The 22,310-nt window shown below is 70.5% G+C and carries 17 protein-coding genes; 14 read left to right on the forward strand and 3 right to left on the reverse strand.

All coding sequences use genetic code 11. From position 1 onward, the window contains the following. Complete coding sequence (locus ASG53_RS19685) at positions 1-636, reverse strand: M15 family metallopeptidase (RefSeq protein WP_235533998.1); 636 nt, start codon at positions 634-636, stop codon at positions 1-3. Positions 637-839: 203 nt separating this feature from the next. Then, the gene (gene wecB / locus ASG53_RS18345; protein ID WP_056136762.1) at positions 840-1,910 is read right to left on the reverse strand and encodes a non-hydrolyzing UDP-N-acetylglucosamine 2-epimerase; all 1,071 of its coding nucleotides are present in this window, start codon (positions 1,908-1,910) and stop codon (positions 840-842) included. Between the two features lie 93 nt (positions 1,911-2,003). Here wecB and ASG53_RS18350 point away from each other — a divergent pair, with 93 nt between their 5' ends. The 13 genes from ASG53_RS18350 to ASG53_RS18410 all read left to right on the forward strand — a co-directional run bounded on the left by ASG53_RS18350 (position 2,004) and on the right by ASG53_RS18410 (position 19,979). Beyond that, positions 2,004-3,128, forward strand: a complete 1,125-nt coding sequence (locus ASG53_RS18350) for a glycosyltransferase (protein ID WP_056136764.1) — start codon at positions 2,004-2,006, stop codon at positions 3,126-3,128. Continuing rightward, on the forward strand, positions 3,125-4,258 hold the full coding sequence (locus ASG53_RS18355; protein WP_056136766.1) for a glycosyltransferase family 2 protein: 1,134 nt from the start codon (positions 3,125-3,127) through the stop codon (positions 4,256-4,258). Before ASG53_RS18350 ends, ASG53_RS18355 begins: the two co-directional genes overlap by 4 nt. Positions 4,259-4,426: 168 nt before the next feature. Continuing rightward, a complete protein-coding gene (locus tag ASG53_RS18360; protein ID WP_056136769.1) occupies positions 4,427-5,728 on the forward strand; it encodes a nucleotide sugar dehydrogenase in 1,302 nt (433 codons plus the stop codon). Next, a complete protein-coding gene (locus ASG53_RS18365; protein ID WP_056137138.1) occupies positions 5,725-6,684 on the forward strand; it encodes a glycosyltransferase in 960 nt (319 codons plus the stop codon). Before ASG53_RS18360 ends, ASG53_RS18365 begins: the two co-directional genes overlap by 4 nt. Further along, a complete protein-coding gene (locus ASG53_RS18370; protein WP_056136771.1) occupies positions 6,681-7,529 on the forward strand; it encodes a glycosyltransferase in 849 nt (282 codons plus the stop codon). The genes ASG53_RS18365 and ASG53_RS18370 overlap by 4 nt, the downstream gene beginning before the upstream one ends. A gap of 13 nt (positions 7,530-7,542) precedes the next feature. Then, positions 7,543-9,549 (forward strand): DUF6541 family protein, encoded by a 2,007-nt coding sequence (locus ASG53_RS18375; RefSeq protein ID WP_056136774.1) that lies wholly within the window; start codon positions 7,543-7,545, stop codon positions 9,547-9,549. 58 nt (positions 9,550-9,607) lie between these two features. After that, entirely contained in the window at positions 9,608-11,653 is a 2,046-nt protein-coding gene (locus ASG53_RS18380; RefSeq protein WP_156382888.1) for an acyltransferase family protein, read from the forward strand. A gap of 152 nt (positions 11,654-11,805) precedes the next feature. Then, complete coding sequence (gene glf, locus ASG53_RS18385) at positions 11,806-12,993, forward strand: UDP-galactopyranose mutase (RefSeq protein ID WP_056136778.1); 1,188 nt, start codon at positions 11,806-11,808, stop codon at positions 12,991-12,993. Then, positions 12,990-14,957 (forward strand): glycosyltransferase, encoded by a 1,968-nt coding sequence (locus ASG53_RS18390; protein WP_056136780.1) that lies wholly within the window; start codon positions 12,990-12,992, stop codon positions 14,955-14,957. Before glf ends, ASG53_RS18390 begins: the two co-directional genes overlap by 4 nt. 3 nt (positions 14,958-14,960) lie before the next feature. Continuing rightward, positions 14,961-15,824 (forward strand): ABC transporter permease, encoded by an 864-nt coding sequence (locus ASG53_RS18395; RefSeq protein ID WP_056136782.1) that lies wholly within the window; start codon positions 14,961-14,963, stop codon positions 15,822-15,824. A gap of 4 nt (positions 15,825-15,828) precedes the next feature. Next, positions 15,829-16,572 carry an ABC transporter ATP-binding protein gene (locus ASG53_RS18400; RefSeq protein ID WP_056136784.1) on the forward strand — a complete coding sequence of 248 codons (744 nt, stop codon included), beginning with the start codon at positions 15,829-15,831 and terminating at the stop codon, positions 16,570-16,572. Between the two features lie 2 nt (positions 16,573-16,574). Further along, a complete protein-coding gene (locus tag ASG53_RS18405; protein ID WP_056136786.1) occupies positions 16,575-18,716 on the forward strand; it encodes a DUF6541 family protein in 2,142 nt (713 codons plus the stop codon). A 108-nt stretch (positions 18,717-18,824) separates the two neighbouring features. Next, a complete protein-coding gene (locus ASG53_RS18410) occupies positions 18,825-19,979 on the forward strand; it encodes a polysaccharide pyruvyl transferase family protein (RefSeq protein WP_056136788.1) in 1,155 nt (384 codons plus the stop codon). A gap of 39 nt (positions 19,980-20,018) precedes the next feature. Here the strand turns inward: ASG53_RS18410 and rfbB are convergent, their stop codons facing one another. After that, on the reverse strand, positions 20,019-21,014 hold the full coding sequence (rfbB, locus tag ASG53_RS18415; RefSeq protein WP_056136791.1) for a dTDP-glucose 4,6-dehydratase: 996 nt from the start codon (positions 21,012-21,014) through the stop codon (positions 20,019-20,021). A 132-nt stretch (positions 21,015-21,146) separates the two neighbouring features. On the opposite strand from rfbB, the gene ASG53_RS18420 reads away from it, so the two are divergent. Continuing rightward, positions 21,147-22,262, forward strand: coding sequence for an acyltransferase family protein (locus ASG53_RS18420; RefSeq protein ID WP_056136793.1), 1,116 nt, complete (start codon positions 21,147-21,149; stop codon positions 22,260-22,262). The last annotated feature ends 48 nt before the right edge of the window (positions 22,263-22,310 follow it).

The raw sequence follows: 22,310 nt of genomic DNA on the forward strand, positions 1-22,310 counted from the left end.
TCAGACGACCTTCCAGGCGGCCTCGCGCGTGATGATGTTCTTGCGGATGAGGTCCTTCTGGTAGTGGCTGACGTTGTAGATCGGAGTCTTGACCAGGTCGTGGACCCCGTTCTCCTCGGGGTTGATGTGCTGGAACAGGCACTGACCGGTCGGGCCGAACTGGGCGAGGTAGATCTTCCCGACCTCTGAGGGGGTGTTGGGGCTCGAGGTCACGTGGATACGGAAAGGCATGTCGTCCTCCGGGGATGGGGTGGTGGGAGTGGTCGGTGGTGCGGGTGTGGTGCTGCCGTCGTACTCGAAGTGCCAGGCTTCTTCACGGCCGCCGCCCTGGCGGGCCCACGTCGGGTGGATCCATCCGTAGGCGGGGCCGTTGGTGACCATCCAGACGTGCTGGGCGGTGCCGAAGCTGTTGATGCCTCCGCCGAGGTCGACCGCGAGGGCCCACCCGTGGTTGGAGGTGCCGGGCACGGCTGCCAGGCCCGGGCCCTTGGTCTCGCAGAGGTGCTGCTGCGCGGCGAGGGTCCGGTACGAGTCGGTGATCGAGATGTTGGTCCCGAACCTGGCGCGGTAGGCCTGGTTGAGCGACTCGAACGCTGCGGCAGCGTCGCTGCGCACCGGCTCTGACTCCTGAATCATGTCGAACATGCGTTCGAAGTCCGAGGCCCTACCCGAGGCCCTACCCGAGGCCCTGCCCGAGGCCCCGTGACCACCGTCAGCTCCGGGACGGCAGACGCCCCGCAGCCCGGAGGGGCTGCGGGGCGTCTGCCGGAGGGCCACGAGCTCGCGACGGACCGCCGCGGTCGGCTGGGCGGCACGAGCCGCGAGGAGAGGACGAGAGGTCAGTCGCGCGTGCGACGCAGCAGCTCGTCGATGACACGCTCCGCAGCGTGCCCGTCGCCGTACGGCGTCGCGTCGGTCGGTGTCGGCGCGGGCCGCTGGACCCCGGCGAGGATCTCCTCCGCGGTGGTCGCCAGCACGTTCCACCCGAGGTCGACGGTCTCGACCCACTCGGTCTCCGTGCGGACCGTGGTGCACGGGACGCGCAGCAGGAAGGCCTCCTTCTGCAGACCGCCCGAGTCGGTGACGACACCCGCGCTCGACATGGTCGCCGCGAGCAGCTCCGGGTAGGGGAGCGGGGCGTGCAGGCGGACCGAGCCGCCGGACCAGTCGATCCCGAAGGACTCGGAGCGGGCCACGAGCCGCGGGTGCGCGAGCAGCACGACAGGCTTGTCGAGCGCCTTGAGGCTGCGCGCGATCTCCGCGAGACGCTCAGGGTCGTCGGTGCTCTCGGCCCGGTGGATCGTCGCGACGTAGTACTCGCCGGCCTCGACGCCGGCGCTCGCGAGCACCGAGGCCGGAGCGCCGGTGAGCGAGTCGCGCACGGTGTGCAGGACGTCGGTCATCACGTCACCGACCACGACGGTCCGCTCGGCGAGACCCTCAGCGGCCAGGTGCTCGCGAGCGACCTCGGTCGGTGCCAGCAGCACGTCTGCGGCATGGTCGGTCAGCACACGGTTGTGCTCTTCGGGCATCGCGCGGTTGAAAGAGCGCAGGCCTGCCTCGAGGTGCGCGACGGGCAGGTGCATCTTCACGGCGGACAGCGTCCCGGCGAGCGTCGAGTTGGTGTCTCCGTAGACGAGCACCCAGTCGGGGCGTGCCTCCTCGAGCACGGCGTCCATCGCCGAGAGGATCGCACCCGTCTGCTGGCCGTGCGAGCCCGACCCTGCGCCGAGGTGGACGTCAGGTGCAGGGATGCCGAGGTCGGTGAAGAACACGTCCGAGAGCATGGGGTCGTAGTGCTGGCCGGTGTGCACGATCAGGTGCTCCACTCCGCGCGCGGCGGCAGCGTGCGCGATCGGGGCGAGCTTGACGAACTGCGGACGGGCACCGACGACGGAGAGGATCTTCACGGTCGACGAGTCTACGCAGGGATCTGTGGCGACCCCACGCCGAGCCGTGCGGGTCCGTCACCGCCGCATCCTGACGCTGGTAGCGTCGCCGAGGTGAAGATCCTCGCCGTGACGACCTGGTTCCCCAGCGACGCGTCCCCGACCATGGGCACCTTCGTCGACAAGGACGTCCGGGCGATCGCCCAGCACGACGACGTCGAGGTCGTGCACCTCGTCGCCCCCCACCTCGCTGACAGGTCGACTGTCGAGGCTGGCGGTGCAGACACCGTCGACCGTGACGGGATCACCGTCCGCAGGTTCGTCATGTCACCCCAGCGCCCTGACCACGCGGCAGCCGCCCGTCGGGCCCTCGGCCCGCTGATCGAGCGTTCCGACCTAGTCCACACCATGGCCTTCCCCACGCTCCTGCCCTTCGCGGTCCGCCGGCCCACCCGTCCGTGGGTGCACACCGAGCACTGGTCTGGGCTCACCACTCCCGCGACCCTGCCCCTCGCCTGGCGGGTCGCCCTCCCCGCGCTCACGCAGCTGCTGCGGCGCCCCGACGTCGTCACCGCCGTCTGCGACTACCTCGCGCGGCCGGTCCGCGCCGTACGGCGCGGACCGACAACCCTCGTCCCCTGCATCGTCCCACCCGTGCAGGACCTGGTGCCGCGTCGTCCGCTCGGCGGCCGCCCCCTCGAGCTCGTCGGCGTCGGCGGGCTGGTCGACCGCAAGGACCCCCTGCTGGCCGTCGAGGTCGTCGCCGAGCTCGGCCGCCGCGGCCTCGACACCCGCCTCACGTGGGCGGGCAGCGGACCCCTGCGCGACGACGCCCTCGCGCTCGCGTCGCGGCTCGGAGTCTCCGACAGGGTCACGCTCCTCGGGTCCGTCGACACCGCAGGCGTGGGCGAGGCCCTCGACGCCGCAGACCTCTTCTTCCTGCCCACCAAGGCCGACAACTTCTGCGTCTCGGCCGCCGAGGCGCTCGTGCACGGCCGGCCCGTGGTCGTCGGGGCGACGGGTGGGCAGGGCGAGTACATCGAGCCGCACGTCGGCGAGCTCGTCGCCGAGCAGACGGTGGGCGCCTACGCCGCCGCGGTCGAGCGTGTCGCCGCCGCGACCGCGGGGCTCAGCTCCGACTCTGTCGCAGGGACGATCGGGGCCAGGTTCTCTGCCGAGACCGTCCAGCGCGGGTACGCCGACGCCTACGCCCAGGCCGTCCAGGAGCACGGGCGATGAGCGAGGCTCACCCGGCCGAGCGCGTGCCCGACGGTGCTGCGGACGGCACACAGCCCGTCGTCGACGTCGTGATCGCCGTGCACACCGCGCAGCGACCCGTCGCCCGGGCTGTCGCGTCGGTGCTCGACTGCCGGGCCCCCGTCCGGGTCACGGTCGTGGCGCACCACGTGGAACCGGCGCTCATCGAGGCCAACCTGGCACCTGTGGACGTGCCCGACCGGTCGAGCGTGCGGGTCCTCGCCCTGAGCGACGGCACCCGGAGCCCCGCGGGGCCCTTCAACCGTGGGCTCGACGCGGCGACCGCTCCCTTCGTCGCCGTCATGGGGTCTGACGACAGGCTCGAGCCCGGAGCCCTCGACTCGTGGGTCGCGCTCCAGCGCCGCACCGGCGCCGCCGTCGTCATCGCACGGCTCGCGCACGCTGCCGGAGCCGGAGCAGGCAAGACCGTCCCCACGCCTCCAGCGCGCCCTTTCCGCAGCACCGGGCTCGATGGTGTCCTCGACCGTCTCAGCTACCGCTCGGCACCGCTCGGTCTGGTCGAGCGTGCCACCCTCGACAGCCTCGGCCTGCGGTTCACGCCGGGGCTCGAGGTCGGCGAAGACGTCGAGGTCGTCACGCGGCTCTGGTTCAGCGGAGCCCCGATCGCCTTCGACCGACGCGGACCGGCCTACCTCGTGCAGGACGACGCTGGAGACCGCATCACCCACGTGTCACGCCCCGTCGCCGACGAGCTGGAGTTCGTCCGACGGCTCGTCGCCGCCGACTGGTTCCGCGGCTACACGGTCCGGCAGCGCGCCGCGGCAGGCGTGAAGCTGCTGCGCATCCACGTCTTCGGGGTGCTCGGCAACCGAGACGAGAGCTTCTGGGACGCCGCAGAGCGTGAAGAGCTCGCCCTCGTCGCCCAGGCGGTCCTCCAGGCGGCACCTGGCTGCGAGCGGGTGATGTCCCACGCCGACCGTGCTGTGCTCGACGCCGTCGTCGACCCCGCCGTACCGGGCGCAGACCTGCTGGCACGGGCGCGCGCCCGGCGGCGGCACGGGCGACCGGCCACCCTCGTCCCGCGTGACCTGCGGATGATCCTGGCGCGCGAGGCGCCGCTGCGGCTCATGGCGTCGTCCGTCCTGGTCTGACGGAACTGGCAGGGTGCGCGCCAGCCCGCGACGTCCTCCAGGTCCCCGGCGGGACGTGCGAGCAGGACGACCTGCCCCGATGAGGCTCTGCACGAGTGTCGCAGTATCCTGCTGGGAGCCCTGCCGCCGTCCTGCGCCGGGCCAAGCCGCTCGTCGTGAGGATGTTGCATGCGCATCGCAGTTGTCGCCCTGGGCAAGATCGGTCTCCCGCTGGCCGTCCAGTTCGCCGATCAGGGGCACGACGTCGTCGGTGTCGACGTCAACCAGACCGTCGTCGACCTGGTCAACGCCGCGACCGAGCCCTTCCCGGGTGAGGCGCACCTCGCCGAGAAGCTCGCCGAGCTCGTCCCCGCCGGACGCCTGCGCGCCACGACCGACTACGCAGACGCGATCCCTGGTGCCGACGCCGTCGTCCTCGTCGTGCCGCTGTTCGTCGACGAGGCGACGGCCGCGCCCGACTTCGGCTGGATGGACGCCGCGACCCGCTCGCTCGCCGAGCACCTCACGGCCGGCACCCTCGTCTCCTACGAGACGACGCTGCCCGTCGGTGTGACCCGTGGACGCTGGAAGCCGATGCTCGAGGAAGGGTCCGGCCTCACCGAGGGCACAGACTTCCACCTCGTGTTCTCGCCGGAGCGAGTGCTGACCGGTCGGGTCTTCGCCGACCTCCGCAAGTACCCCAAGCTCATCGGTGGTCTCAGCGACGAGGGGGCGCGCCGCGCCCGCGAGTTCTACGAGGCCGTGCTCACCTTCGACGAGCGCCCTGACCTGCCACGTGCCAACGGCGTGTGGGACCTGGGCTCGGCCGAGGCGGCCGAGATGGCCAAGCTCGCCGAGACCACGTACCGCGACGTCAACATCGGCCTGGCCAACCAGTTCGGCGCCTTCGCCGAGAAGGTCGGCATCGACGTGTACTCGGTCATCGACGCGTGCAACTCGCAGCCCTTCAGCCACATCCACCGCCCGGGAATCGCCGTGGGCGGCCACTGCATCCCCGTGTACCCGCGCCTGTACCTCTCGGTCGACCCTGACGCGTCGATCGTCCGAGAGGCCCGCGCCGTCAACGCGGCCGTCCCCGAGCGGGTCGTCGCACAGGCCGAGAGCCTCCTCGGTTCGCTCGACGGTCTGCGCGTGGTCGTCCTCGGAGCCGCGTACCGCGGTGGCGTGAAGGAGACGGCCTTCTCCGGTGTCTTCGCGACGGTCGAAGCCCTGCGGGCCCGCGGTGCCCGCGTCGTCGTCCACGACCCGATGTTCAGCGACGACGAGCTCGCCGCCCACGGATTCGACGCCTACCACTACGGCGAGGCCGCAGACGTCGCGATCGTCCAGGCGGACCACGCCGAGTACACGACCCTCACCCCGGTCCAGGTCCCCGGGCTGCGGCTGCTCGTCGACGGGCGCCGCGCGACCGACGCAGCCCTGTGGGCCGGCGTGCCGCGCGTGGTCATCGGGACCGGGGTCCCGGCTTGAGCGAGCGCCGCCGTGTCAGCGTCGTCCTCGTCGCCTACAACCGGCGTGACCTGCTGACCGAGGCCCTCGACGCGCTCGCGGCGCAGTCGCGTCCGGTCGACGAGGTCGTCGTGCTCGACAACTGCTCCGAGGACGACTCGGCCACGGTCGCGGCAGACCACCCGGTCGGGGCGCGCGTCATCACCCTGGACCGGAACACCGGAGGCGCTGGTGGGTTTGCCGCGGGCATCGCCGCCGCGCTCGACGTCCCGGCCGACAGGGCCCCTGACTGGGTCTGGCTCATGGACGACGACACGATCCCGACCGAGGACGCGCTCGCCGAGCTCTTGCGGGCGGCCGACTCCTACGAGGGCCCCGTGGCCCTGCTCGGCAGCCGGGTCGTGTGGCACGACGGACGTGACCACCCGATGAACACCCCTCGCAAGCGCCCGCGCGTCTCGGGTGAGCTCATGGACGTCGCCGACCGGGCCGGGGCACGTCCTGTGCGCTCCTCCTCCTTCGTCTCGATGCTCGTCAACGCCAAGGCCGTCCGGTACCACGGGCTGCCGATCGCGGACTACTTCATCTGGAACGACGACTTCGAGTACTCCTGCAGGCTGCTGCGCCGTGGGACCGGACTCTACGTGCCGGGGAGCGTCGTCGAGCACCGCACCAAGACCTTCGGGGCGACGGACACCGACCCGGGCCCGCGGTTCTACTACGAGGTGCGCAACAAGATCTGGATGTTCACGCGGTCTGCGGCACTCTCCGGCCCTGAGCGGGTGCTCTACACGGGTGCCGCCCTGCGCCGGTGGGTGCGGACCTTCGCACGGTCGGAGAACCGCGGCGTCCTCGCCTCGGCTGCCCTCCGCGGGCTGCGCGACGGTGTCCTGGGTGCCCCACGGCCGACCACCGCGGTCTTGTCCGGCCTCCCCGTCTCGGCGGCTGTCGCGAGGGTGGAGGGGCGCCGGTCATGACCCCCGAGGCCGTCCCGGCCTTCTCGGTGCTGCTGCCCGTGTACGCGGGGGACGACCCCGCCTTCGTGCGGAGGGCGTTCCGGTCGGTGACGAGCGAGCAGACGCTGCGTCCCGCCGAGGTCGTCGTGGTCCGTGACGGACCTGTGGGCGATGCGCTCGCGGCGGTCCTGGAGCAGCTCCGCACGCCGGGAGACGTGCCTGTCACGGTCGTCGAGATCGCCGAGAACGTCGGGTTGGCGCGCGCCCTCGAACGCGGTCTGGCGCGCTGCGCGCACGACGTCGTCGCCCGCATGGACGCCGACGACGTGAGCCTCCCGGAGAGGTTCGCCCAGCAGGTGCCCCTGCTCGCCGAGGGGTACGACCTGGTCGGATCGGCCATCCAGGAGTTCACGGACGAGAACGAGCCCGGGATCGTCAGGGTGCCACCGCTGAGCGACGACGACGTGCTCCGTGCCTCGAGGTTCGTCTCGCCCTTCAACCACCCGTCGGTCGTCTACCGTGCGAGCGTCGTCGGGCGGGTGGGCGGCTACGAGCACCTGCCGCTCATGGAGGACTACTGGCTGTTCGTCCGGATGCTCTCGGCAGGGGCTCGTGCCTGCAACATCGCCGAGCCGCTCGTGCTCTACCGCGTCGGTGCGGGGGCCTACGCGCGCCGTGGGGGGCTGCAGCTGCTGCGGTCGGAGGTCAGGCTGCAGGTGCTCATGCGCCGGATCGGCTGGACGTCGTGGCCCCAGCTCGTCCGCAACGTGCTGGTCCGCGGCGGGTACAGGCTGGTCCCAGAAGCGCTGCGCAAGGTCGCCTACCGGAGGCTCGTCGTGCGTCGCGACAGGTCTCAGGACCTGTGAGGGGGCGGGTCGGGTGAGCTGGGCCGGTGCGTTGCCGTCCGTGCTCGGGCTCGCTGCTCTGCTGTACCTCCCGGGTCTCGGCTTCGGGCTGCTCGCCGGGGTGCGTGGTCTGGTCCTCGTCGGGGCCGCTCCGGCCGTGAGCGCCGCGATGCTCGGGGTCATGGGGGTCGTGGCAGACCAGGTCGGCCTCACGTGGGGTCTTCCTGCCTACGCGGTCGGCGCTGTGCTCCTGCTGGGCTGCGGTGCGCTGCTCGGGTGGTGGCGGCGTCGGACGGCGACCACGTGGAGCGGGACACTCGGTGCTCCGCTGGGAGCAGCGCAGGTCGGCGGGCTCGTGGTCGCGTGGGCGGCCGCTGCGACGGTGTCGCTCACCGCGCTGCGGTCCGGGATGGGTGCCCCGGACGCTCTGCTGCAGTCCTGGGACTCGGTGTTCCATCTCAACGGCGTGCAGGCCGTGCGTGAGCTGGGCAACGCGTCGTCGATCGGTGGGCTCAACTCGTTGTCGGGGTCGAGGGCACCTGTCGTGTACTACCCCAGCGTGTGGCACGCGCTCGTCGCGCTCACCCCGGGCGCCGTGCCCGTCGCCGCGAACGCCTCGACTGTCGTGATCGCGGCTCTGGTGTGGCCCCTGGGCCTGGCCGCGCTGGCCCGCGCAGCCGTCCCTCGGCTATCGCTCGTCACTCTCGCGGCGCCCGTGGTCGGTGCGAGCTTCGTCGCGTTCCCGACAGTCCTGCTGACCACGTCCGGGCAGTGGCCCAACAGCCTGTCGGTCGCGCTGCTGCCCGGTGTCCTGGCTCTCGTGACTCTCGTCCTGCGGTCCTGGCGCGACACCCGCGTCAGCGGGCTCGTGGTCGTGCTCCCGGCCCTGGCGGGAGTCGTGCTCGTGCACGCCAGCGGAGCCTTCGCGCTCGTCGTGCTCCTCGTCCCGCTCGTCGTGGCTCGCGCCGGTTCCGGTGCTCTCGCGCTGTGGCGCGCCGGGCACCGCTGGTGGGTCGTCGGCGGGTGCGTCCTCGTGGTGGTCGCTGCTGCGGGCGTCGTCGAGATGCTCAGCGGTTCGGCGGTCCTGCGCACCACGCTCGCCTACAGGCGCGCTCCGACCGGGTCGGTGGTGGACGGCCTGCGAGACGGTCTGCTCGACGTCCCTGCGCTCTCGGCCGTCACGCCCGGTGTCGCCGTGCTCGTGCTCGTCCTCCTGGGGTGCGTCGCCGCGGTCGTGCGTCGCGAGGCTGGATGGCTCGTCGTCGCCTGGGTCTCGTGCGTCGGTCTGGTCGGCCTCGCGACGGGCCCCGAGAACGACCTCCGCTGGCTGACCGGCTTCTGGTACAAGAGCTCACCGCGCGTCGCGGCCCTGGTCCCGGTCGCCGCGAGCGTCCTCGGTGCGCTCGGAGCCGTGTGGGCCGGGCACCTGGCCGAGCGGGTGGCGCGCTGGGCGCTCGCACGCCGGAGCGCCGGCGGTCGTCACGAGTCGCCTCGTCGCAGCCCCGTGCTGCCGGCTGCCCTCGCGGTCTGCGTCCCGGTCGTGCTGCTCGGCGCCGCGTGGGCCGGGACGGAGGGGTTCCGGCACGACGACAGGGCGTTCCGGACGGCACAGGCCTACGACCCTGACCTCATCCGGTACGGGGCGATGGTCGGCGCCCAGGAGGTCGGGCTCCTCGAGTCGCTCGGCGACGTGCTGCCCGACGATGCGGTGCTGCTGGGCGACCCGTTCAACGGGGCCGCGTTCGCCTATGCGGTCTCCGACGTGGACGTCGTCTTCCCACAGCTGGGAGCAGCCTTCGCCGACCCCGACCAGCAGTACCTCGAGCAGCACTTCCGCGACATCCTCAGCGACCCGCAGGTCTGCCAGTACGTCCGCGAGCGCGGGATCACGCACTTCTACGCGGACGAGCCCGGCTGGATCGAGGGCACCGACGTGGCGGCTCGTTGGCCCGGTCTCTACGGGGTCGACGTGACCGAGGGCTTCGAGCTGGTCGCCTCTGCTGGCGGGACAGGCGTGTACGAGATCACGGCGTGCCGCTGACCCTCGGTGGGCACCCGAGATTTGTGCAGGTCCTGTGCGGGCGGGGATCATCGGTCGGGTGACCGTGACCTCAGCCCCGGACGCCACCTCGGCGCGACGTGACCGGCCGGGCTTCCGTGCGGACATCGAGGGGTTGCGCGCCGTCGCGATCCTCATGGTCGCGGTCTACCACGTCTGGGTCGGGCGGGTGTCCGGCGGTGTCGACGTATTCCTCATGATCTCGGGGTTCTTCGTCGGGGCCTCTGTCGTCCGCTCGTACGCGCAGGGTCGCGCGCCGAGCCTCTGGCGCTACTACGCGAAGGTGCTCGGGAGGCTCGTCCCGGCCGCGGCCCTGGTCCTGGCGATGGTCCTGCTGACCACGTGGACCCTGCTGCCTCGCACCCGGATGACCGAGACCGTCCACCAGACCCTCGCGTCGTTGTTCTACTACGAGAACTGGTACCTGGCGACGACGGGGCGCGACTACGGTGCCGCAGACCCGACCCAGAGCACGACCCAGCACTTCTGGTCTCTCTCGGTCCAGGGCCAGCTGTTCGTCGCGCTGCCGCTGCTGCTGCTCGTCCTCACCCTCGTGCTGGGGCGCCTCGCGACGCTGCGCGTGCTGTCCGGGGTGGTGGTGGCCCTGCTTGTCGCATCCTTCGTGTACGCGACCTGGCTCGTCCAGGTCGACCAGGGGCTGGCGTACTACAGCACGGCTGCCCGGGCGTGGCAGTTCCTGCTCGGCACCGTGCTCGCGCTCGTGGTCGCGCGCGGGACGGGGCGCCGCATGCCCCAGGCGCTGCGCGGCACGCTCGGGGCCCTCGGTCTCGTGGCGGTCCTCGCGACGGGTGTCGTCGTCGACGGGCTCTCGCTGTTCCCCGGACCGGCGGCCCTGCTCCCGCTGCTCGGTGCGGCAGCGATCGTCCTCGCGGGCTCAGGAGACCGCCCGAGCGCCGTGTCGCGTGCCCTCGCCGTGGGACCGCTGGCCAGGGCCGGGAGCAGTGCTTACGGCTTCTACCTCTGGCACTGGCCGCTCCTCGTGCTCGTCGTGACCCTCACGGGTCGTCAGCCGGGGTGGTACGAGGGGACGCTCGTGCTCCTCGGTGCCGCGTTGCTCACGTGGCTCACCGAGCTGCTGCTGGGGTGGCGACCGTCGCTCACCTGGGCGACGGCCCGCGGGCGCTCGCTGCCCGGCTGGGCGACCACGAGGGTCGTCGTCGGCACCCTCGGGGTCGTCGGCGTGCTCGTGACCGCCTCGGCGTGGACGTCGCACACCCAGGCCGAGCGCGACGCGGTCCTGGGTGCGGCCGCGATCGACTCCGCGGTGTACCCGGGGGCTCTGACCCTGGTCGATGCGGCCACGTGGTCGACGCCCGACGGCGTGGAGTCGTTCCCCGAGCCTCTGCTGGCGCTCGACGACTGGCCGGCGCGGGACCGCTCGGGCTGCACGGCGGACGCGGTCGAAGAGACCGTCTACTCGTGCGTGTTCGGCGAGGACGGCGGAGCCCGGAGGGTCGCGCTGGTGGGCGGGTCGCACGCGGTGAGCCTCGTCGAGCCGCTCGACGCGGTGTCCCAGGTGCGGGGGATCCAGCTCGACACCTACTTCAAGCAGGGCTGCCCGTTCAAGCTCCTCGAGGACGACCCGACGTCGTGCACGGCGTGGTCTGCGAACGTCCTCGACCACGTGCTCGACGGTGGCTACGACGCCGTGGTCGTGACGGGCACCAGACCTGCTCCGGACGGTGGGGACTACGTCCCGGCGTCCTACGAGCGGCTGTGGGGTGTGCTCGAGGAGGCGGGGGTGGCCGTCGTCGCGGTCCGTGACAACCCCTGGATGCCGTTCCACACCTCGGAGTGCCTGGTCCTGCGCGGAGCAGAAGGCTGCACCGTCGCCCGTGACGAGGTGCTCTCACCCGAGAACCCGCTCGACGCCGTGGTCGCCCGGCTGGCGGGGACGGTCTCCGCGATCGACCTCTCCGACCTCTTCTGCGACGAGGGGTCGTGCCCCGCAGTCATCGGCAACGTCCAGGTGTACATCGACGCGGACCACCTGACCGCGACGTTCAGCCGCACGCTCGCCGCCCCGATCGACACGCGTCTCGGGCTGGTCACGGGGTGGTGGTGACGGCTCGGCCGGCCGAGCCTCTCGGGCCTGGGACCGCCCCCGGCCCTGCGGGCTCTCGTGAGGTTCTTCACGAGTCCTCCTGCTCCCTGGCCCCTCCCGGTAGTGTCACCAGTTAACCTTGTGTGCTGGTATCTCTACTGAGGGAGTGTGCGTTGGACGCGGACCTTGTCATCGTCGGTTCTGGATTCTTCGGTCTCACCGTCGCCGAGCGGATCGCCGAGGAGTACGGCCGCAAGGTCCTCGTCGTCGACCGCCGTCACCACGTGGGCGGCAACGCCTACTCGGAGAACGAGGCGCAGACGGGGATCGAGGTGCACCGCTACGGTGCCCACCTGTTCCACACCTCGAACGAGCGCGTGTGGGAGTACGTCAACCGGTTCACGTCCTTCACGGACTACGTGCACAGGGTGTACACCACGCACAAGGGCGAGGTGTACCCGATGCCGATCAACCTCGGCACCGTGAACCAGTTCTTCCGATCGGCGCTCGGTCCCCAGGCCGCCCGCGACCTGCTCCACGAGCAGGCGGCCGAGCTCGGTGGCAAGACGCCGGAGAACCTCGACGAGCAGGGCATCTCCCTCATCGGGCGCCCGCTGTACGAGGCCTTCATCCGCGAGTACACCGCGAAGCAGTGGCAGACGGACCCCAAGGACCTGCCGGCGAGCATCATCTCGCGTCTGCCCGTGCGCTACACGTACGACAACCGCTACTTCTCGGACACCTACGAGGGGCTGCCGACCGACGGGTACACCCGCTGGATCGAGCGCATGGCGGACCACAAGAACATCGAGGTCCGCCTGGACGTCGACTTCTTCGACGAGTCGCAGCCTGTCAACAAGAAGAATGTCGTCGGCAACGTGCCCGTCGTCTACACCGGACCGGTCGACCGCTACTTCGACTACGCCGAGGGCGACCTCTCCTGGCGCACCCTCGACTTCGAGGAGGAGGTCCTGCCCATCGGGGACTTCCAGGGCACCCCGGTGATGAACTACCCGGACGCCGACGTGCCGTACACGCGCATCCACGAGTTCCGCCACTTCCACCCCGAGCGGGACTACCCCAAGGACAAGACCGTGATCATGCGCGAGTTCTCGCGTTTCGCGGAGAAGACCGACGAGCCGTACTACCCGATCAACACCGCGGCCGACCGTGAGCGCCTGCTCGCGTACCGCGACCTCGCTGCGGCCGAGAAGGACGTCCTCTTCGGCGGGCGCCTCGGGACGTACAAGTACCTCGACATGCACATGGCGATCGGCTCGGCGCTCTCGATGGTCGACAACAAGCTCGCGCCGCACTTCGGTGCCGGACGCTCGATCGAGAGCGGCGGGGTCGACGCATGAGCGCCACCACAGCAGCCTCGGCTGCCCCTGCGACCGTGACCCGCACGCTCCAGCGTGTGGTGCTGCCCCTCGAGGCCGACCAGGACATCCTCCCGCTCTACGTCGAGGGCGAGCAGCAGCAGCCGCCCGTCGTCCCGAACGGCAAGGAGCGCGGTGCAGCCGCCGAGGCGCAGGACCTCTCGCAGGTCCTCTCCAGGACGAGCTATGCCGTCCGTGCCCAGCAGCGCACGTCCTTCGGCACGTACTTCAACGCCTTCCCGGCGAGCTACTGGCGGCGCTGGACCGTCGTCACCGAGGTCACCCTCCGTGTGACGGTCCTCGGCGAGGCCGACGTGATCGTCTACAGGTCCAACGCCAAGGGCAACGTGTACCGCGTCGACTCGACGCGCGTGGACGGCGGGATCAGCGGTGCTGAGGTCACCTTCGACCTCCCGCTCTCCACCTTCGCCGACGGCGGCTGGTACTGGTTCGACGTCATCGCCGCCGACGGGGGAGCGACCGTCAAGGCCGCTCGCTGGGAGGCGGAGGTCCCTGAGGACCGCGCCACGCCCGGCACCCTGTCGATCGCCGTGACGACGCTGAACCGTCCGGACGACGTCGTCGCGCTGCTCGGGCAGCACGGCGCGGACCCCGAGCTCCTCTCGATCCTCGACGAGGTCATCGTCGTCGACCAGGGCTCCCAGCACCCGACCGACGCCGAGGGCTTCGCCGAGGCCGAGAAGGGCTTGGACGGCCGCCTGCGCGTGATCATCCAGGCGAACCTCGGTGGTTCCGGCGGGTTCTCCCGCGGCATGAGCGAGACGCTCGACGCGGAGAAGAGCACGTACGTGCTCATCTCCGACGACGACGTCCGCACCGAGCCCGAGGGGATCGTCCGCGCGGCGACCTTCGCCGACCTCTCGCGCCGTCCGACCATCGTCGGCGGCCAGATGTTCTCCATGTTCGACCGCCCCTACCTGCACTCCATGGGAGAGCGCATCCAGCCGTGGCGCTTCTGGTGGGGACCGGTCCTGACGGACTCGGAGGGGCACCACCTCGACAAGGAGTCGCTGCGCAGCACCCGCGAGCTCCACCGCCGTGTCGACGTCGACTACAACGGGTGGTGGATGACCCTCATCCCGCTGTCCGTGGTCCGCGAGATCGGTCTGTCGCTCCCGCTCTTCATCAAGTGGGACGACGCGGAGTACTCGCTGCGCGCCCGCCAGACCGGCGTGCCGACAGTCACGCTCCCCGGTGCTGCCGTCTGGCACGTGCCGTGGACCGACAAGGACGACACGCTCGACTGGCAGGCGTACTACCACGAGCGAAACCGCTTCGTCGCGGCCCTCCTGCACTCGCAGTACCCGCGCGGTGGGCGGCTCGTCCGTGAGTCCTTCATCCACCAGACCCGCCACCTGCTCGCCTCGCAGTACTCCGTGGCCGAGCTGCGCCTCATGGCTCTCGAGGACCTGCTCAGCGGGCCCGAGCACATGCACGACCAGCTCGGCACGCGACTGGCGGACATCCGCGCGGTCCGTGCTGCGCACTCGGACTCGTCCGTCGAGAAGGACCCCGGGGCCTTCCCCGCTCCTCGCCGCGAGAAGATGCCCAAGAAGGGCGAAGGGGTCCGTCCTCCGTCCAACCGAGCAGGTCTGCTGAAGATGGCCGCCGTCGGCGCCGTCAAGCAGCTCCGTCCGATCCGCCCGCTCTCGACGGAGCACCCCGAGGCCGAGGTGCACGCTGCCGACGCCAAGTGGTGGATGCTCGCGCAGTTCGACTCCGCGGTCGTCTCGACCTCGGACGGCTCCGGTGCCTCGTGGTACCACCGCGACCCGCAGCGCTTCCGCGACCTCATGAGCCGGTCGGTCAAGATCCACGAGCAGCTGCTCCGGGCGTGGCCCGAGCTGTCAGAGCAGTACAAGGGCTCGATGGAGTCGCTCGTCGGCCAGGACGAGTGGAAGAAGACATTCAGGGGCGAGCGCTAGCACATGGCACAGACTGAACTCTCGGTGCCCGGGAGAGGACGCGGTCTCCTCGACGTCCTCTCCCAGCGGTACCTGCTCAAGCTCCTCGTGCGCAAAGAGCTCCGTGTCCGCTATCGCGGCTCGGTGCTCGGCATGGCGTGGTCGTACGTCAAGCCGGCGACGCAGTTCATCGTGTTCTACTTCGCGATGGGTGTGTTCCTCAAGGTCGGCTCGGACATCGACTACTTCGCCGTCTACCTGTTCTCCGGGATCGTCGTCATCAACTTCTTCTCGGAGGCTTTTGGCAACGCGACACGGACGTTGATCTGGAACGCGCAGCTCATCAAGAAGATCTATCTGCCGCGTGAGCTCTTCCCGGTGAGCGCCATCTACGTGTCGGTGGTGCACTTCTTGCCCCAGCTCGTGGTGCTGCTGATCGGCGCTCTGGTGGTCGGCTGGCGACCGACCCTGCTCGGGGTGCTGGCGGCGCTGCTCGGCTTCTTGCTGACGGCGATCCTCGGCCTGGGGCTCGGCATGCTCTTCGGCTCCGTCAACGTGTACTTCAGGGACGCCGAGAACTTCGTCGACCTGCTGCTGCTCGTCGCGACCTGGGCGTCTCCGGTGCTCTACTCCTTCGCGATGGTCAAGGACGCTTTCAAGAACCACGAGTGGCTCATCACCGTCTATGAGCTGAACCCGATCACCGTGGCGGTCCAGCTGTTCCACTACGCGTTCTGGGTCCCGGTCGGAGGCCCTCGCGCCATGGAGCAGATGCCCGACAGCATGGCCCAGACGACCGCCATCGGCTTCGTCGTCGCGCTCGTCGTCCTCGCCCTCGGCCAGACGGTCTTCCGTCGGCTCGAAGGCCGATTCGCCCAGGAGCTCTGAGCACATGGCCACGCCACGCACCACCACCGCTCCGGTGAACATCGAGATCGCCGACGTCACCAAGTCCTTCACGCTGCGCCACCAGCGCTCTCTCAAGGAGCTGCTCGTCGCGTCCGTCAAGGGCAAGGACCTGTCCAACAGCTTCAACGCGCTCGACGGCGTGAGCTTCGACGTCCACGAGGGCGAGACCGTGGCACTCCTCGGGTTCAACGGGTCCGGCAAGTCCACGCTGCTCAAGCTCATCGCAGGAGTCATGCACACAGACGGCGGGAGCATCCGCACCCGCGGACGCGTCGCCGGGCTGATCGAGGTCGGCGCGGGGTTCCACCCCGATCTCACCGGGCGTGAGAACGTCTACATGAACGGCGCGATCCTGGGCATGAGCGAGCAGGCGATCGAGAAGAGGTTCGACGACATCGTCGCCTTCTCCGAGATCGAGAAGTTCATCGACACCGAGGTCAAGTTCTACTCCTCGGGCATGTTCTTGCGCCTCGCCTTCTCCGTCGCGGTCCACTCGGACCCCGAGGTGTTCCTCATCGACGAGATCCTGGCGGTCGGTGACGAGCCCTTCCAGAAGAAGTGCCTGGCGAGGATCCGCGAGCTCTCGGCCGAGGGGCGCACCCTGGTGATCGTCAGCCACGACCTCGACATGGTCGCCGACCTGTGCGACCGCGGGATCCTCCTCGAGAAGGGCAAGATCGTCGCGGACGGCGAGAGCCACGACGTCGTGAAGCGGATGCGAGGCTGACCGTGACCTGGGGCTCGACCTGGGACGAGGTGCTCCGGGCGGTCCTGGTCCTCTGGGTGCCAGGTTCCCTCGTCGGCCTCGCGATCGGACTCCGGCGCTGGTGGCTCGTCGCCGTCGCCCCGGCGCTGAGCGTCGGGACGCTCGCGGTGTGGGCGGTCCTGCTTTCAGCGGCGGGAGTGCCGTGGACCGCCGTCAGCGCCGGCGCAGCCAGCCTGCTGACCGCCGGAGCGCTCCTGGGCTCGCAGACCCTGCTCCGCAGGGTCTGGCGACCCGATGTCGCGCCGCTCGGCTGGTGGCCCGCGACGGTCGTCGGCGTCGGGGTGGCTGCCTTGCTCGCCGCCCGGTCGATGCGAGACGGGATCGTACAGCCCGACGCACCCCCGCAGACCTGGGACGCGATCTTCCACCTCAATGCCGTCCGGCGGATCCTCGAGACCCAGGACGCGTCCTCGCTCCATCTAGGACGGCTCAGCTCGCCCTCGAGCGACCTGGCGATCTACCCGGCCGCCTGGCACGGTGTCGTCTCCCTCGTCGCCACCGACGACGTCGTCGTGGCGACGAACGTCCTCGCGGTTCTCGTGGCCGCCGTGATCTTCCCGGTCGGGTGCGCACTGCTCGGTGCAGCGCTGCTCCCCGGGTCGCGCCTGCTCCCCGGTCTCACCGCCGTCGCGAGCGTGGCTTTCGTCGCGTTCCCGAGCAGGATGCTGTCGTACGGCACCCTGTGGCCCAACGCCCTGGCCTACGCGCTCCTCCCGGCCGCTCTCGCGCTCACGGTGCGCATCCTCGTGCGGTCCGGCCGCACCACCATGTACTCAGGGAGACCTGCCACAGCGCGGCACGTCGCCCCCGTCGCCGCGCGTGGCCCGAGCGCCGGCGACCAACGCCGGGACGTCGGGCGCTCGACCTCTCGGGGCGACCGAGCCCTGATCCTGCCGTTGATGGAGACCGAGGCCAGCCGGCCACCTCTCGTGCTGGCGCTGCTCCTCTCCCTCGCCGCGATCACCGCAGCACACCCGAACGCGCTGCTCGGCTATGTGGCCGTCGCGGGCGTGCTGGTCGTCCTCCGTGCCCTGCAGGTTGCTGCGGAGGCGCTCGACACAGGCCGCCACCTGCGGGTGGCCGGCGTGCTCGCGGGGACGACTGCGGCTGTCTCCGTGACGATGATGCTGTTCCTGACCCCCCAGATGCAGTCGGCCATCGCCTACGACAGGCCGACGTACGCGACCGGGCTCGACGCGGTCTGGCAGGCGCTCGGAGACTCCCAGCTCGTCGCGACAGGCGCCGGGAACGCACATCCTTCGTGGGCCCTCGGGGGGCTGACCGTGCTGGGGTTCGTCATCGCGGTGGTCAGGGCCCGCCTCCGCTGGCTGGCCATCGCCTATCTCGTCGTGCTGGTGCTGTTCGTCGCGGCCAACGACCCCACGCTGCCGTTCGGCTTCCTCGCTGGCCCGTGGTACAGCGACGCCGTGCGCCTGGGTGGGCTCGTGGTCGTCGTCGCCGTGCCCCTGGTCGGTCTCGCCCTGGAGGCCGTGACGGCCCTCGTGCTCGCGGCAGCCAGCGCGGTCCCCGTGCTGCTCCCGTCCCTGGCGCGGCCGGGGCGGCCTGCAGTCCTGCGCGGCGCTGTCGTCTCGGTCGCAGGCGCCGGGGTGCTGGTCGTGTTCCTCGCGACGACAGACCTCGCCAGGGACGGGCTGCGCACGCAGCGGGTGCTCGCCGAGTACGGCCGGTCGGACGACCCGGCCTGGCCCGGCATCCTCACGACGGGTGAGATCGAGCTCGTCGAACGGCTGGCCGAGGAGCTCCCCGACGACGCCGTCGTGCTCGGGAACCCGTTCACCGGTGCCGCGCTCGTCTACGCCCTGGGTGGCACCGACGTCGTGTTCCCGCACCTCCGCGGCGACTGGTCGCCCGAGGCCCGCTACCTCGGCCTCCACCTGGCGGACCTCGAGACAGACCCCCGGGTGTGCGCCGCCATCGAAGACCTCGGGGTCACGCACCTCTACGTCGACCCGCAGCTGTACTGGCCGACGCACCCGTCCCAGCTGCTCTACGCGGGCATGGCCGGCGAGCCTCCGGCGGTCGACGGGTTCGTCCTCGTCGACGAGGCGGAGCGGGCCCGCGTCTACGCGGTCGACGCGTGCTGAGCACCCGGACCGTGCCCGAGACCGATTGCCCAGGCCCGCCGGTGTGCGCGATGATGGGTGCACCCTGCGCCGATGCTGGCCCGGGACCTTCCGAAGCCTAGGGGACACGTGTTCAAGCAGCGTCGACGTCCGGCAGCCCTCGCCCGGCTGATCTACCTCGTGGCGACACCCGGGCACCCGAACTTCGGCGACGAGGTCATCGTCCGCCGCTGGCTCGAGACGTTGGCAAAGGTCGAGCCAGGGTCTCAGGTGTGGGTCGACTGCCCGAACCCCGGCCCCGCCGCCGCGCTCCTCAAGGACGCCCACCCCGACGTGCACTTCACCGACACGGTGTTCAGGCTCTGCTGGGACGCCCCGGGGGACAGCGTGAGAGAGGTCGACAACTTCGTCACGCGGGCCCTGGACGACCCGGGGGAGGCTCCCCGCTGGATCCCAGGGATCGATCTGCTGCGGACAGCCGACGTGTTCCACGTGGTCGGAGGCGGCTACGTCAACACCATCTGGCCCCGGCACACGGGCATCGTCGCCGTGGCGCGGTGGATGTCCCGGGCGACGGACGCGCGCATCGCCGCCACGGGGCTGGGGCTGATGCCGGCCGACGACGGCGCGGACGAGCTCTGGCGTGAGGCTGCGCCGTCCTTCGACGTGCTCACCGTCAGGGACACGGAGTCGCACGAGCTCTTCGACGGAGCGCCACAGGCGCGCCTCGCGCCCGACGACGTGTTCCTCGGCGGTCTCGGACCGCTCTATGCCCGTGACGCGGCGGGTGCACCGGGGTTCATGCTCTGCGTCCAGGACGACCTCAACCCGAGCGACGACTTCACTCCTGTCGTCGAGACCGTCTCGAGCACGCTGCGCGCCTGGGGTGCGCAGGGGCAGGCGATCGGCGTGGTCGAGTGCATCCCACGGGTCGACCGTCGGATCTACGACAGGCTGCTCCCGGAGTTCCCCGATCTGCGGTTCTACTCGTTGTGGGAGGTGCTGCGCGACGGCTTCCCAGCCGCTGCGCACCAGCGGTGGATCTCCAGCAGGTTCCACCCGCACATCCTCGCCGCCGGAGCAGGCGCCTCGGGTGTCACGCTCTCGATCCGGGAGGACTACTACGACGTCAAGCACGCAGCCGTGCGGCGCATGGGGTCGGCCTGGGAGACTGTCTCAGCCGGGCAGACGGCCGGCGAGGCGGGCAGTGCTGGCAGCCTCCCGGAGCGGGCCGAGAAGCACAGCGAGGCCGTCCAGAGGATCGGCCGCGAGATCTACGGGTGACGCTCGTCGTGCGCCAGGGCGCGGCCCTGGCGCACGACGTCAGTGACCGGCCTGTGCGTACCTGGCCTCGGTCGCGGCCTTCGCCGGGCGCCACCAGGCCTCGTTGGCGCGGTACCACTCGACGGTGTCGCGCAGCCCGGCACCGAAGTCGGTGAACGCCGGCTCCCAGCCGAGCTCGGTGCGCAGGCGGGACGAGTCGATCGCGTAGCGGAGGTCGTGCCCGGCTCGGTCCGTCACGTGGTCGAAGTCGTCGGTCGGCCGACCGAAGACCTCGAGGAGCGTCTGCACGACCTCGAGGTTGTTCTTCTCGCCGTCGGCCCCGATGAGGTAGGTCTCACCGATCTGACCGCGGTCGATGATCGCCCAGACCGCCGTGTTGTGGTCTTCGACGTGGATCCAGTCGCGGACGTTCTCACCTGCGCCGTACAGACGCGGACGGATGCCGTCGATGAGGTTGGTCACCTGGCGAGGGATGAACTTCTCGATGTGCTGGTACGGGCCGTAGTTGTTGGAGCAGTTCGAGATCGTCGCCTGCACCCCGAAGGACCGTGCCCACGCCCGGACCAGCAGGTCGCTGCCGGCCTTGGTCGAGGAGTACGGGCTCGACGGGTTGTACGGGGTCTCAGGCGTGAACTTCGCGGGGTCGTCGAGCTCGAGGTCGCCGTAGACCTCGTCGGTCGAGATGTGGTGGAACCGCACGCCGTGCGCTCGTACAGCCTCGAGCAGCGTGTACGTGCCGACGATGTTCGTCTGGACGAACGGCCACGGGTCCGTGAGCGAGTTGTCGTTGTGCGACTCTGCGGCGAAGTGGACCACGAGGTCGCTCTCGCCGACGAGCCTGTGGACGAGCTGCGCGTCGGTGATGTCGCCCTCGACGAGGGTCACGCGGTCCGCGACGGGGGCGAGCGAGGTCGCGTCTCCGGCGTAGGTGAGGGCGTCGAGCACGGTGACCTCGACCTCGGGGCGGTCGCGGACGGTGGTGTGGACGAAGTTCGAGCCGATGAATCCGGCCCCGCCGGTGACGAGCAGACGCATGTGTGGTTCCTCCAGGACAGAACGTGAGCCGCCAGCGTATCGAACGTCGCGACCACGCCCCGGCGGGGCCGCCGAGCACCGCGCCCGTCAGCACGTTTGTGCTCTCGACACCAGGCACGGGAGACTGACCCGGTGACCCAGCCGAACCGACGAGCGCTCACGCTGCTCAGCCCTCGCCAGCTCGACCCGCGCGACAACAGCCTCAACCTGTTCCGGCTGGTCCTGGCTCTCGCGGTCCTCGTCGCGCACGCCTGCACGCTCGCAGGTCGACCGGAGCCGATGTGGCAGGGGGAGAGCATCGGCGGCTGGGCCGTGTGCGGGTTCTTCATCATCAGCGGCTACCTCATCACCGCGAGCCGTATGCGCACCCACATGGCTGAGTACCTCGTGCACAGGATCGCCCGCATCTTCCCGGCGTTCCTCATGAGCCTCGTGGTCGTCGTGGTGGTGTTCGCGCCGCTCGGCTACCTCAGCCTCAACGGCACGCTGTCCGGCTACCTGACGACGCCGACCACGCCTCTCAACCACCTCTACTCGTCGATGTTCCTGCGGATCGGCGACTTCTCGGTCGCCGGGACACCGGCGGGCGTCCCGTACCCCGGCGCGTGGAACGGGTCGTTGTGGTCCCTCTACTACGAGTTCCTCTGCTACCTCGTCATCGGGGTGCTGGCCCTCGTGCCGATCGTCAAGCGGTCGCCCTGGCCGATCCTCGCGGCTTTCGTCGTGAGCGTCGTCGCGCAGGCGAAGGTCGGCGCGGTCGCCCGCCTCTTCGGCGGCAACGGTGACGTGGTCCTGCTCACCAAGCTGCTCCCGTACTTCCTCGGGGGAGCCGTCGTGTACATGCTGCGCGAGCGCATCCCGCTGCGCGCTGTCGTGGGTGTCGCGTCAGGGGTCGTCGCCTTCGTGCTCGTCTCGCTCTGGCCGCAGTGGGGCGGTCAGGCGGCCTCGCCCCTGATCGCGATCACGCTCTTGTGGCTCGCGACCGTGATCCCGTCCCCGAGGCTGCTCCGCACTCACGACATCTCGTACGGCGTGTACATCTACACCTTCCCGATCCAGCAGCTGCTGGCGGTCTACGGGCTCTACGAGAACCTCGCCGTCTACATGGTCGTCACCGCCGTCCTGGTCGTGATCCCTGCCACGGCCAGCTGGCTCCTGCTCGAGCGCCGGGTGATGCGCCACGTGCGCACGTACGACACCAAGCGGGTCCGTGCCGGTGCTGTCGCCCACCAGGAACCGGCGATCTAGCAACCAGCTGGGCAGGTCTAGTGAAGGTGACGCCCGCGACAGACTCCC

The organism is Sanguibacter sp. Leaf3 (assembly GCF_001425965.1).
Classification (GTDB): Bacteria; Actinomycetota; Actinomycetes; order Actinomycetales; family Cellulomonadaceae; genus Sanguibacter; species Sanguibacter inulinus.